Origin of the sequence: Streptomyces sp. NPDC056222 (genome assembly GCF_042264065.1) — a bacterium.
GTDB lineage: Bacteria > Actinomycetota > Actinomycetes > Streptomycetales > Streptomycetaceae > Streptomyces.
The window spans coordinates 150,637-163,486 of the sequence record NZ_JBHJTL010000005.1 but is presented as its reverse complement, the minus strand read 5'-3'; the positions used below and the strand labels follow the sequence as shown (position 1 = coordinate 163,486).

Annotated in this window: 10 protein-coding genes; all 10 read left to right on the top strand. The window is 70.6% G+C overall.

Annotation, left to right across the window (positions count from 1 at the left end; all coding sequences use genetic code 11):
- Window positions 1–168 precede the first annotated feature (168 nt).
- Window positions 169–1,476, top strand: coding sequence for an extracellular solute-binding protein (locus ACFC0D_RS04745; protein ID WP_376431010.1), 1,308 nt, complete (start codon window positions 169–171; stop codon window positions 1,474–1,476).
- Window positions 1,473–2,492 (top strand): carbohydrate ABC transporter permease, encoded by a 1,020-nt coding sequence (locus ACFC0D_RS04740; protein WP_376431009.1) that lies wholly within the window; start codon window positions 1,473–1,475, stop codon window positions 2,490–2,492. Before ACFC0D_RS04745 ends, ACFC0D_RS04740 begins: the two co-directional genes overlap by 4 nt.
- Window positions 2,489–3,328 carry a carbohydrate ABC transporter permease gene (locus ACFC0D_RS04735; protein ID WP_376431008.1) on the top strand — a complete coding sequence of 280 codons (840 nt, stop codon included), beginning with the start codon at window positions 2,489–2,491 and terminating at the stop codon, window positions 3,326–3,328. Before ACFC0D_RS04740 ends, ACFC0D_RS04735 begins: the two co-directional genes overlap by 4 nt.
- Window positions 3,329–3,433: 105 nt before the next feature.
- Complete coding sequence (locus tag ACFC0D_RS04730; protein WP_376431007.1) at window positions 3,434–5,281, top strand: beta-N-acetylhexosaminidase; 1,848 nt, start codon at window positions 3,434–3,436, stop codon at window positions 5,279–5,281.
- Between the two features lie 224 nt (window positions 5,282–5,505).
- The gene (locus ACFC0D_RS04725; protein WP_329120019.1) at window positions 5,506–6,381 is read left to right on the top strand and encodes an FAD binding domain-containing protein; all 876 of its coding nucleotides are present in this window, start codon (window positions 5,506–5,508) and stop codon (window positions 6,379–6,381) included.
- On the top strand, window positions 6,378–7,637 hold the full coding sequence (locus ACFC0D_RS04720) for a 2Fe-2S iron-sulfur cluster-binding protein (protein ID WP_376431006.1): 1,260 nt from the start codon (window positions 6,378–6,380) through the stop codon (window positions 7,635–7,637). The genes ACFC0D_RS04725 and ACFC0D_RS04720 overlap by 4 nt, the downstream gene beginning before the upstream one ends.
- Window positions 7,634–9,949, top strand: a complete 2,316-nt coding sequence (locus ACFC0D_RS04715; RefSeq protein WP_376431005.1) for a xanthine dehydrogenase family protein molybdopterin-binding subunit — start codon at window positions 7,634–7,636, stop codon at window positions 9,947–9,949. Before ACFC0D_RS04720 ends, ACFC0D_RS04715 begins: the two co-directional genes overlap by 4 nt.
- Before the next feature lie 250 nt (window positions 9,950–10,199).
- Window positions 10,200–10,676 carry a hypothetical protein gene (locus ACFC0D_RS04710; RefSeq protein WP_376431004.1) on the top strand — a complete coding sequence of 159 codons (477 nt, stop codon included), beginning with the start codon at window positions 10,200–10,202 and terminating at the stop codon, window positions 10,674–10,676.
- Window positions 10,677–10,693: 17 nt separating this feature from the next.
- Complete coding sequence (locus tag ACFC0D_RS04705; protein ID WP_376431003.1) at window positions 10,694–12,184, top strand: hypothetical protein; 1,491 nt, start codon at window positions 10,694–10,696, stop codon at window positions 12,182–12,184.
- Window positions 12,181–12,798, top strand: coding sequence for a hypothetical protein (locus ACFC0D_RS04700; RefSeq protein ID WP_376431002.1), 618 nt, complete (start codon window positions 12,181–12,183; stop codon window positions 12,796–12,798). The genes ACFC0D_RS04705 and ACFC0D_RS04700 overlap by 4 nt, the downstream gene beginning before the upstream one ends.
- Window positions 12,799–12,850: the final 52 nt, after the last annotated feature.

Below are 12,850 nucleotides of genomic sequence, written 5' to 3'. Positions count from 1 at the left end.
TCGGTACACGCACCGGGGGCCGTCTCGCGTTGCAGAGGGTGCTTCCGCCGGTCACAGAGTGGTTGAGACCACTTGTCGGGGAGTTGGTCCGGCCCTAACCTCTCGCGTGTTGTGCAGCACGAAACGCCCGTTGCGTATGCTGCAACGCCGATTGGTGGGAGCACCCGTATGAAGCTTTCTGCCCGTATCGCCGCCCCGGTCGCCGCACTTGTGCTCGCCGGCCTCACCGCCACCGCCTGTGCCCCGCAGACCTCCGACGGCAAGGCCGCGACGGACGAGAAGAGCGGCACCCTGCGCGTCTGGCTCTTCCAGGAGGTCAGCAACGCGCCCAAGAAGCAGGTCGTCGACGCGGCCGTCGCCGCCTTCGAGCAGCAGCACAAGGGGGCGAAGGTCGAGGTCGAGTACATCCCCGTCGACACCCGTGCCCAGCGCATCAAGGCCGCCTTCAACGACCCGAAGTCCGCCCCCGACCTCATCGAGTACGGCAACACCGACACCGCCGGCTACGTGAAGGACGGCGGACTCGCCGACATCAGCGCCGAGTTCGGCGCCTGGGCGGACGCCAAGGACACCGACCCCACCGCCAAGGCCTCCGTCACCGTGGACGGCAGGATCTACGGCGCCCCGCTCTTCGTCGGCGTACGCGCGCTCTACTACCGCACCGACGTCTTCAAGGACCTCGGCCTCTCCGCGCCCAAGACGCAGGACGAGCTCGTCTCCACCGCCAAGAAGATCCACAAGGCCAAGCCGGACCTCTACGGCATCGCCGTCGGAGGCGCCTACACCTACGGCGCGATGCCGTTCATCTGGGCCAACGGCGGCGAACTCGCCACGGAGGAAGGCGGGTCGTACAAGTCCGCCGTCAACAGCGAGGCCGCGCGCAAGGGCATCGCCTCCTACGCCTCCCTCTTCGGCGACGACAACTGCCCGGCCGCCAAGTGCGCGCAGATGGGCGGCAACGCGACCGTCACCGCCTTCGCCTCCGGCAAGGCCGCCATGGCCATCGGCGGGGACTTCAGCCACGCGGCCGTCGAGGCGGGCTCGGTGAAGGGCAAGTACGCCGTCGTACCGCTCCCGGGCGTCACCGCCGGCTCGATCGCACCCGCCTTCGCCGGCGGCAACAACATCGGTGTGATGAAGAGCAGTTCGCACCGCACCCTCGCCGTGGACCTGATGAAGTCCCTGGCCGGGAAGGAGACGCAGGGCAAGCTCTTCGACGCGATGGGCTTCCTGCCGACCTACACCGACGTGCGGGCCGAGGCGGCGCGGAAGGAGCCCTTCGTGAAGCCCTTCATCGACTCCCTCGGCGCCGGCGCCAAGTTCGTGCCCGCCTCCCCGGGCTGGGGCAAGATCGATTCCTCGCTTGTGCTGCCGACGATGTTCCAGGAGGTCGTCAGCGGCCGTAAGGACGTGAACGCAGCCTCGGACGCCGCCGCCAGGAAGATGGACGAGGCGTTCGCGTCCGCGGGCCGATGACGATGACGGCCCGTACGGATTCCAGCGGTACGGAGGCGGACGGCGCGCACACCGTCGCGGGCGACCCCGCGACCCGGCGCCGGGTCCCCGGTCCCCGCCGGGCCCCCGGTGGCCAGGCGGCCCGGTCCCGCAAGGGGCCCGGCCGCTCCGGGTGGACGCCCTGGCTCTACCTCCTGCCCGCGCTCGTCGTCCTTGGCGGGCTTCTGCTCTACCCCATCTACCAGCTCGGGCTCATCTCCTTCCTGGAGTACACCCAGGCCCAGGTCAGCGGCGGCGAGCCGACCTCCTTCCGGGGCTTCGGCAACTACACCGCGCTCTTCTCCGACCCGCAGTTCTGGCAGGTTCTCCTCGCCACGGTCCTGTTCGCCGCCGCCTGCGTCGTCACCACCCTCGCGGTGGGCTGCGCGCTCGCGGTCCTGCTGACCCGCGTACGGGCGCTGCCGCGCCTGGCGCTCATGCTCGCCGCGCTCGGTGCCTGGGCCACCCCCGCCGTCACCGGCTCCACCGTCTGGGTCTTCCTCTTCGACCCCGACTTCGGCCCGGTGAACCGGCTGCTCGGCCTCGGTGACCACTCATGGACGTACGGCCGCCTCAGCGCCTTCGCGCTCGTCCTCTTCGAGGTCGTCTGGTGCTCGTTCCCGTTCGTGATGGTGACGGTGTACGCGGGCATCAAGGCCATCCCGTCGGAGGTCCTGGAGGCCGCGTCCCTCGACGGCGCTTCGCAGTGGCGGATCTGGCGCTCGGTCACGGCGCCGATGCTGCGGCCCATCCTGGTCGTCGTCACGATCCAGTCGATCATCTGGGACTTCAAGGTCTTCACCCAGATCTATGTGATGACGAACGGCGGCGGCATCGCCGGCCAGAACCTCGTCCTCAACGTGTACGCCTACCAGAAGGCGTTCGCCTCGTCCGAGTACAGCCTGGGCTCGGCGATCGGTGTCGTCATGCTGCTCATCCTGCTGGCGGTCACGCTGGTGTACCTCCGTCTGCTGCGCCGCCAGGGAGAAGAACTGTGAGCGCTTTCCGCATCCGGCGCCCCGGGCGCCTCGCGGCGGAGGCCGCCGTCCTGCTCGTCGCGGCCGTCGTCGCCTTCCCGCTGTACTGGATGGTCCTCTCAGCCTTCAAACCGGCCGGCGAGATCCAGTCGACCGACCCGCGGCCGTGGACGCTGTCCCCGTCCCTGGACTCCTTCCGGCGCGTCTTCGAACAGCAGGAGTTCGGCCGGTACTTCCTCAACTCGATGATCGTGGCCGGCACGGTCGTCCTGGCCTCCGCGCTGATCGCGTTCCTCGCGGCGACAGCGGTGACCCGGTTCCGGTTCCGCTTCCGGACGACGCTGCTCATCATGTTCCTGGTCGCCCAGATGGTGCCGATCGAGGCGCTGACGATCCCGCTCTTCTTCCTGATGCGGGACTTCGGTCAGCTGAACACGCTGGGTTCGCTGATCCTGCCGCACATCGCCTTCTCGCTCCCGTTCGCGATCTGGATGCTGCGCGGATTCGTGAAGGCGGTCCCGGAGGCGCTGGAGGAACAGGCCCAGATCGACGGCGCGAGCCGTACGCGATTCCTGTGGCAGATCCTGTTCCCGCTGGTCTTCCCCGGGCTCGTGGCGACCAGCGTCTTCTCGTTCATCTCGACCTGGAACGACTTCCTCTTCGCGAAGTCGTTCCTCATCAGCGACACCTCGCAGTCGACGCTCCCGATGGCGCTGCTGGTCTTCTTCAAGCCGGACGAGAACGACTGGGGAGGGATCATGGCGGGGTCGACCGTGATGACGATCCCGGTGCTCGTCTTCTTCGTACTCGTACAGCGCCGCCTGGTCTCGGGACTGGGCGGGGCGGTGAAGGACTGAAGGGGCTGCCCCCGCGTGCCCCCCGTGCCTGTGCCCGCCCCCCCCGTGCCCCCGAGGGCCGTTGCCGCCCGTGTCCGACGACCTCCGCTTCGAAAGGCCGATGCCATGCATGACGACCTCGACCGTCACGAGTCGCTGATTCCCGCGCCCGGCAGGATCGAGGCGCGAGGGGACGCTCCCGGCTTCTCGCTGGGCGTGGACACCACCCTCGACGCCGGGCCCGGCACCGAGGGCGTGGCGGGCTGGCTGCGGGCCGCGCTCGGCGCCGCCACCGGGCTGCCGTTCGCGCCGGCCGAAGGCGATCCGCGCGGGATCCGGCTGCGTATCAGCCCCGCGATCGAGGAGGCGTACGGCCCCGAGGGCTACCGTCTCTCGACCGACGGCTCTCTCGACGACGCCGCCGTCCTCGTCGAGGGCGGCAGCGCGGCGGGCGTCTTCTGGGGAGCCCAGACGCTCCGTCAGCTGCTGGGCCCCGATGCGTACCGGAAGGCGCCCGTCGGCCCGGTCGACCGTGACTGGGGCCTCCCCCCGCTCACGGTCACCGACAGCCCCCGCTTCCGCTGGCGTGGGCTCATGCTCGACGTCTCGCGGCACTTCATGCCCAAGGACGACGTCCTGCGCCAGCTGGACCTGATGGCCGCTCACAAGCTCAACGTCTTCCACTTCCACCTCACCGACGACCAGGGCTGGCGCATCGAGATCGAGCGCCATCCCCGGCTCACCGAGGTCGGCGCCTGGCGCGCCCGTACCAAATGGGGACACCGGGCCTCGCCGCTCTGGAACGAGACGCCGCACGGCGGGTTCTACACCCAGGACGACATCCGCGAGATCGTCGCGTACGCCGCCGAACGGCACATCACCGTCGTCCCCGAGATCGACATCCCGGGCCACTCGCAGGCCGCCATCGCCGCCTACCCCGAGCTCGGCAACGTCGACGTCGTCGACACCGCCGCCCTCACCGTCTGGGACACCTGGGGCGTCAACCCGAACGTCCTCGCTCCCACCGACGCCACCCTTCGCTTCTACGAGGGAGTGTTCGAGGAGGTCCTGGACCTCTTCCCGTCCACCTTCGTGCACGTCGGCGGCGACGAGTGTCCCAAGGGCCAGTGGAAGGAGTCCGCGACGGCCCAGGCCCGCATCAAGGAGCTGGGGCTCGCCGACGAGAACGAGCTGCAGTCCTGGTTCATCCGGCATTTCGACCGCTGGCTCGCCGACCGCGGACGCCGGCTGATCGGCTGGGACGAGATCCTGGAGGGCGGGAGTCGAGCCGAAGGGCGCGCCGCTGTCGAGAGTGACGAGGAGGAGGGAGCGAGTGGGGGCACCTCCCGGACGAAGTCTGGGGGAGAGCGACCGCTCGACGAGGTGGGGGCACCTCCCAGCGGTAGCTGGGGGAGTCGACAGCGGGTACGAGCGCGCGGAGGCGAGACGACGGAGTTGGGCCTCGCGCCCGGCGCCGCCGTCTCCTCCTGGAGGGGGTACGCGGGCGGGATCGCCGCGGCCGAGGCCGGCCACGACGTCGTCATGTGCCCCGAGCAGCAGGTGTATCTGGACCACCGTCAGGCGCCGGGCGAGGACGAGCCGATGCCCATCGGTTACGTACGGACCCTGGAGGACGTCTACCGCTTCGAACCCGTGCCGCCGGGCCTGTCCCCGGAAGCCGCCGCCCATGTCATCGGCACCCAGGCCAACGTCTGGACCGAGGTCATGGAGAACCGCGCCCGGGTCGACTACCAGGTCTTTCCGCGCCTCGCCGCCTTCGCCGAGGTCGCCTGGTCGGCCCTTCCCGTGCCCGCGGAGCGGGACTTCGCGGAGTTCGAGCGCCGGATGGCGGCCCATTACCGGCGTCTGGACTCCCTCGGCGTCGGCTACCGGCCGCCGGCCGGACCGCTGCCGTGGCAGCAGCGCCCCGGCGTCCTGGGACGGCCCATCGAGGGGCTGCCCCCGAACGTGTGAGTAACCTCGCGCCCCCGTGTCACCCAAGAGCGACAAACCAGAAGTTACCGTCACCGGTGGGATCTCCTGGACGGAACCGTCCTTCGCGGACCCTCGCGTCGGACGGCTCGGAAGATGTGCCAGAGTTGCCACGTCCGGGCTGTGAGCACGTACGGTACGGCCACACAGGCGTCACAGCCGGGGACAGTCGGGGACCGCCGGGGACACCGGGAAGGGGCAGCGGGTTGACCACGCACGCACCACAGACGGCGCAGTCCGTGACGCTGCCCGCCTCGCTCGACGAGGCCGTGGCGGCGCTCACCGCCATGCCCGCCGCCGTGCCCGTCGCGGGCGGCACCGACCTGATGGCCGCCGTCAACAAAGGCCAGCTCAGGCCCGCCGCGCTGGTCGGCCTCGGCCGGATCAACGAGATCCGCGGCTGGCAGTACCAGGACGGTCACGCGCTCCTCGGCGCCGGCCTGACCCACTCCCGGATGGGCCGCCCCGACTTCGCGGCCCTCATCCCCGCCCTCGCCGCCGCCGCCCGCGCCGCCGGACCGCCCCAGATCCGCAACGCGGGCACGCTCGGCGGCAACATCGTCACCGCGGCGCCCACGGGTGACTCCCTGCCCGTCCTGGCGGCCCTGGAGGCCGACCTGGTCGTCATGAGCCCGCTCGGCACCCGCGAGATCCCCGTCTCCCACCTGCTGGCGGGCCGCGACCTGCTGGCGCCCGGCGAGCTGGTCGCGTTCGTCCGGGTCCCCCTCCTGCACGCCCCCCAGGTCTTCCTCAAGGCCACGGGCCGTACGGGCCCGGCCCGCGCATCGGCCTCCGTCGCCGTCGTCCTCGACCCTGCCAGGCGCGGTGTGCGCTGTGCGGTCGGCGCCATCGCGCCGATGCCGCTGCGCCCGCTGGAGGCGGAGCACTGGATCGCCTCGCTGGTGGACTGGGACGGGGAGCGGGGCCTCGCGCCGGAGGCGCTGACGGCGTTCGGCGAGTACGTGGCCGCCGCCTGTATCCCGGACCCGCCGGGTGACGAGCAGCTGCCGCCGGCCGTACTGCACCTGCGGCGCACGGTCGCCGCGCTGGCCCGACGGGCACTGGGGAGGGCGCTGTCGTGAGCAACGAGAACCATGGCCAGGGGGGCGGCTGGGAGCCGATCCCGCAGAGCGAGGGCTACGACGGCGATGCCACCGCCTTCGTGCAGCTGCCGCCCGAGTTCATGCTGGACGGCGTCCCGCTGGAGGCGCCCGGGCACGGCTACGTACCGCCGATGATCACTCCGCTCGTCCCGCTGGCCCCGATGACGCCCGAGGCGGCGACGGATCCCGCGGCGACCGGTTCGTGGGTGGTGCAGACGCCGACGGCGGCGGAGGCCGTGGAGCAGGAGCCGGAGTTCCTGTCGGAGCCGGATCCCCACGCGACGGGCCAGTGGAGCTTCGAGGCGGCGTCGGACCCGGACCCGGCCGCCACGGGCCAGTGGACCATTCCTGTCGTTTCGGACGGCGCGGATTCGTCGGACGAATCGGGCGAGTTCACGACGTCGATGCTGGCGCAGTACGCGAGCAGCGCACCGGCGACGCTGCCGGGCGGCGCGCCGGCGCCGTGGGCGGTGCAGGAGCCGGAGGCCGTCCCCACGGTGGAGGCCGTCGAGACCGCCGAGGCGGGCGAGATCGCCGGCGAGGCCGCTTCGGAGGCCGCCGAGCCCGCCGAGACGGCCGCAGAGGCAGTTGTGGACGGGGCCTCCGACCCGTCGTCCCTCCCGGCGGACGACCCGGAGCCCCCTCCGGCGCACTCCACGGGCAACAGCGCGGACAGCGACGAGCACCCGCACACCTCGTACGTCCTTCGTGTGAACGGTGCCGACCGCCCCGTCACGGATTCCTGGATCGGCGAGTCGCTGCTCTACGTGCTGCGCGAGCGGCTCGGTCTCGCCGGTGCCAAGGACGGCTGCTCGCAGGGCGAATGCGGCGCGTGCAACGTCCAGGTCGACGGCCGGCTCGTCGCCTCCTGCCTGGTGCCCGCGGCGACGGCAGCCGGGAGCGAGGTCCGTACGGTCGAGGGCCTCGCGACCGACGGCGAACCCTCGGACGTCCAGCGCGCCCTGGCCCGCTGCGGAGCCGTCCAGTGCGGCTTCTGCGTCCCGGGCATGGCCATGACCGTGCACGACCTGCTCGAGGGCAACCACGCCCCGACCGAGCTGGAGACCCGCCGGGCGCTCTGCGGCAACCTGTGCCGGTGCTCGGGCTACCGGGGCGTCCTCGACGCCGTACGGGAGGTCGTCGCCGAGCGCGAGGCGAGCGCGGCCTCGGACCACGCCGACGAGGCGCGCATCCCGCACCAGATCCCCCACCCGCACGACGGAGGCATGGCGTGAGCAGCGACGCGACCACCGCCACCCCTGCTCCCTCGCCGACGGCGCTCGACGCCGTCGAGGAGGAGCCGGTCGCCCACGGCCTGGGCTCGTCCCTCCCGCCGGCCGACGCGCGGGCCAAGACCGAGGGCACGTTCCCGTACGCCTCCGACCTGTGGGCCGAGGGCCTGCTGTGGGCCGCCCTGCTCCGCTCGCCGCACCCGCACGCCCGGATCGTCTCCATCGACACGACGGCCGCGGCCGACATGCCCGGCGTACGGGCCGTGGTGACGCACGCCGACGTACCGGGGGAGGCGACGTACGGCCGTACCGTCGCCGACCGTCCGGTCTTCGCCTCCGAGCTGGTCCGCCACCACGGTGAGGCGATCGCGGCCGTGGCCGCCGACCACCCGGACACGGCCCGGCTCGCGGCGGCGGCGATCGCCGTCGAGTACGAGGTCCTCGAGCCGGTCACGGACCCGGAGAAGGCCTTCGCGGCCGAGCCGCTGCACCCGGACGGCAACCTGATCCGCCACATCCCGCTGCGCTTCGGCGACGCGGAGGCGGCGGGCGAGATCGTGGTCGAGGGCCTGTACCGGATCGGCCGGCAGGACCCGGCCCCCATCGGCGCGGAGGCCGGCCTGGCCGTGCCCCGCCCGGACGGCGGGGTCGAGATCTACACGGCCTCGACCGACCCGCACACGGACCGGGACCTGGCGGCGGCCTGCTTCGGCCTCTCGCCCGACCAGGTGAAGGTCGTGGTGACGGGCGTCCCGGGTGCCACGGGCGACCGCGAGGACCCGGGCTTCCAGATCCCCCTGGGCCTCCTCGCACTCCGTACCGGCTGCCCGGTCAAACTGGCCGCTACGCGCGAGGAGTCCTTCCTCGGCCACGCCCACCGCCACCCGACCCTGCTGCGCTACCGCCACCACGCGGACGCGGAGGGCCGGCTGGTGAAGGTGGAGGCCCAGATCCTCCTCGACGCCGGCGCCTACGCGGACGCCTCGTCGGAGTCGCTGGCCGCGGCCGTGGCCTTCGCCTGTGGCCCGTACGTCGTCCCGCACGCCTTCATCGAGGGCTGGGCGGTCCGTACGAACAACCCGCCCTCCGGCCATGTGCGGGGCGAGGGCGCGATGCAGGTGTGCGCGGCGTACGAGGCGCAGATGGACAAGCTGGCTCTGAAGCTGGGCATGGACCCGGCGGAGCTGCGCCTGCGTAACGTCCTCGCGACGGGCGACATCCTGCCGACGGGCCAGACGGTGACCTGCCCGGCACCGGTGGCCGAACTCCTGGCGGCTGTCAGGGACTTCCCGCTTCCTGCGCTCCCGCTGGACTCCCCGGAGGAGGACTGGCTGCTCCCGGGCGGCCTGGAGGGCGCGGGCGAGCCGGGCGCGGTGCGGCGGGGCGTCGGCTACGCGCTCGGCATGGTGCACATGCTCGGCGCCGAGGGCGCGGACGAGGTCTCGACGGCGACGGTACGGGTCCAGGACGGCGTGGCGACGGTCATCTGCTCGGCCGTGGACACGGGTTCGGGCTTCAGCACGCTGGCGCGCCAGATCGTCCAGGAGACCTTGGGCCTGGAGGAGGTCCACGTCGCCTCGGTCGACACGGACCAGCCCCCGGCGGGCCCGGCGACGCACGGCCGCCACACGTGGGTGTCGGGCGGTGCGGTGGAGCGCGCGGCGAAGATGGTCCGTACGCAACTCCTGCAGCCCCTGGCCCACAAGTTCGGGATGTCGACGGAGCTGCTGCAGATCACGGACGGCAAGATCACGTCGTACGACGGCGTCCTGTCGACCACGGTCACGGAGGCCATGGACGGCAAGGAACTCTGGGCCACGGCCCAGTGCCGTCCCCATCCCACGGAGCCCCTGGACGAGTCGGGCCAGGGCGACGCCTTCGTGGGCCTGGCGTTCTGCGCGATCCGCGCGGTGGTGGACGTGGACATCGAACTGGGGGCGATCCGCGTGGTGGAGATGGCCGTGGCCCAGGACGTCGGCCGCATCCTCAACCCGGCCCAGCTCGCAACCCGCATCGAGGCCGGCGTCACCCAGGGCGTCGGCGCGGCCCTCACGGAGAACCTCCGCACGACCCGGGGCCTGATCCGCCACCCGGACCTGACGGGCTACGCACTCCCGACATCCCTGGACGCCCCGGACATTCGCATCGTGAAACTCGTCGAAGAACGTGACGTGGTGGCCCCCTTCGGCGCCAAGCCGGCCAGCGCGGTCCCGGTGGTCACGGCCCCGGCGGCAGTGGCTTCAGCGGTACGCGCAGCGACCGGACGCCCCGTCAACAGACTGCCGATCAGGGCGCAGGCGGCGGTGGGCGCCTGACAACGGGCGCTTGGGCCCGCCCCGCCCCCACGGGGCGGGGCGGCGGCGGTAGCGGCGTTGCCGGTATGGGGGCGTGAACGCGGCGCTCTGTCCCGGGCTGGCCGGATTCGACCGGGCAGCCATCCAGCCCTGCTTGTGGTCCGCTGAGTCCGTCATGTGGTGAAGACGGTCTTGATTACACCTGCAATCACGGCGACTGCATCGATAGCATGAACGTTCCAATCACGTATTGACGCCGAGCGGGGGAGTCATGGCGTTCGATGACGAATGGGCAGAGGTCTTATCGGCGGCCCAGGGGCGGCAATCCGCTGGTACCCGGCTCAACGCGGCGGGCCCGGGTGGGTCTGCTTCGGGGGCGATGGACATGGTCGTCACACAGGACGACCTCGGCGCCGTGGGCCATGAGGCGTTTCTGCTGCACGATCTTCTGCGCAAGAAAGCCGATATCGCGGGCACCGGCAGCGACAAGAGCGGCTCGGGCTCCACGGCCCAGGCGGCCGGAGAGTTGTCGTCGCGGCATCTGACCATGGGAGGAGAGCTGCTCACCACGCTTTCGGTGTGGGGTTCGCAGGTGAAGACGGTTCTGCAGATGTGTGCCCACATCTCCAATCACCTCGACTACTCGAAGAAGTCGCACGCGCAGAACGACAAGCACATCGAGGACTCGTTGCGGCACCGGGACGGCTCTACGGTCCGAGCGTCAGACATAGCCCGGTATGTCAGCTGACAAGGGGGGCCGGATTCATGACGACGTTCACCTACACCGACCTCATGAGCATGGACCTGGCCAAGCTCCACACCGCCCTGGGCGACTGGAAAGCCATGGTGGCCGAGCTTACGAAGCTGGAGACAGCTGCCAGGAACGGTTTGCTGCGGAAGTCCGAAGCGGCTCAGTGGAAGGGCGTCAACGCTGACGTCACCAGGGAGTTCGTGCGCGGCACCGCGAAGGAGTTCGCCGACCTCCGGACCGAGGCGAGCAGTATCCATGCCGTACTCGAGGACGCCCACTCCGAACTGGAGAGCATTCAGAAGCGGGCGAAGTCCCTCACCGAGGACGCGGCCAACGGCTCGGAGAAGGACCCCGGCCTGTTGGTGACGGACGCGGGCAGCGGAACGGTCCGAGTCATGGAGGCCATGTGCACACCTGAGGGCACCACGCAGCGGACCAAGGACCTGATGCAGTGGTACGCCGACACCATCACGGGTCTCATCGCCCACGCGTCGGAGGTCGATGTGGCCGTCACGCGGGCCCTGAAACGCACCCATGGTGGTGATCCGCACAATGCCGGCCATGCGCGGTACACCTCGCTCGACGAGGACCAGCTGCCTCGTGCCGTCAAGCTGGCGTCGCTCGGCAAGGACGCGAACGACACGCAGCGCGATGAACTCCGGCGCCTGTGGCGCTCGCTGAGCCCCGAGGCCAGGGCTGAACTCTGGACGAACCAGAAGGACAAACTGCTGGCGGCGGGCCTGTTGAACCCCACAGTCAAGCAGATTGCCCCGGACAGGGGCGCGGGGCCGTACAACGTGGAGGAACCGGGCTTCGAGGAGTGGTACACCCGCGCGAAGATGCGGACCATTCAGGAGGGCGCCGACGCGGCGGGACTGGTCGACGCCGCCCGCCACATGGATCACTACCTGGACGACAACAAGGGCGAACCCATCGTGCTGCCCGTCGACAAAATGCTCTCCGAGAACGAGGGCTTCAGAGCGCACATGGAGGACCACATCAGGAGGAGCCAGGACGACTGGCGAGACATGGCGTTGGCCGAGTTCAAGGCCAATGGCGGCCGGCCTGTGGCCATCCCCGTGGAGACGGCCAATCAGCGAGACTACGAGTTCCGCCAGGGCGACGACTTGAACTGGTTCTACGCCGTTGGTTCCACCAGGGCCAACGTGACGGGTGTGGTGACTGTCGTGCCTGACGCCGCAGGTCAGCCGCAAGTCGGCCTCGACTACCAGGTCAATGCCTGGGATCGCTACAACTGGGACCAGGGCAAGGGCGTGGACATCTACGGCATGGGCGTTCCGGACGGGCAGATGGCACGCCTGCACACCACGGGACTTGCCCAGGAGTTCGACATGTCCGGCAGCAGTTCGGTCAAGCACTACGACTTGGGCTCCGCAGCCTCGAATCCCGAGCCGCTCCCCGAGCCCGACGACCCCGGTCGCGAAGGCGGGCGGACGGACAACGGGCGCGAGGCGCGCGAGGGCAGGGGAGGCACTGGCAGGTGAGCGGAACCGACCGCGAGACGCGCACGGGGTCGTCCTCGAATCGTCGACTGCTGACTGTCGGTGCGGTGGTGCTCGCGGTTGCCGCAACGGCAGTTCTGGCCTTCTCCCTGCTCGCGGACAGATGGCTGTCCGACTCCCAGAAGAGGGAGCGGGAGTGCTGCTGGAAGAGCGGGGCAACCCCCGCATGGATGGCCGAACAGTTCGACATCCGGATTCCCGAGAACGCCGAGGACCGGCGTGCAGGCTATAAAACGGGCGAACGATATGATTCGGGACTGCTGAGCTTCACGCTGCCGACCCAGGAAGCGACGGCCTACCTGGCGCCGTCGATCCCGAAGGGCACGCGGTTGATCCGGAACCACCACCCTCAGGGCAAGGACTACGAGCGGGCCGATGGCTTCGCCCACCTACAACTTCCGGAACCCGAAACCCTGGTCGACGGACTCTTGAGAGGGGACCTCTGCCCGGGGGCGGAATCCGTGGACGTCGGAAGTGACGTCGGGGACTGTCTGGAGCTGTTCTCCCATGAGTTCACGCCCGGCATCACCCGTATCTACCTCCGGGCGACGATCGAGCCGGGTCTCACCCCACCTCCGGCTCCGTCCGGCACGTGAGCCGAGCTCCGGGGCCGTTCGCACCATGAAACGCGTCACATGGCTGGGGGGC

Excerpts from the sequence above, each read along its gene's own strand:
- ACFC0D_RS04745 (WP_376431010.1), top strand. The coding sequence starts at position 169 with ATGAAGCTTTCTGCCCGTATCGCCGCCCCGGTCGCCGCACTTGTGCTC.
- ACFC0D_RS04740 (WP_376431009.1), top strand. The coding sequence starts at position 1,473 with ATGACGATGACGGCCCGTACGGATTCCAGCGGTACGGAGGCGGACGGC.
- ACFC0D_RS04730 (WP_376431007.1), top strand. The coding sequence starts at position 3,434 with ATGCATGACGACCTCGACCGTCACGAGTCGCTGATTCCCGCGCCCGGC.
- ACFC0D_RS04710 (WP_376431004.1), top strand. The coding sequence starts at position 10,200 with ATGGCGTTCGATGACGAATGGGCAGAGGTCTTATCGGCGGCCCAGGGG.
- ACFC0D_RS04705 (WP_376431003.1), top strand. The coding sequence starts at position 10,694 with ATGACGACGTTCACCTACACCGACCTCATGAGCATGGACCTGGCCAAG.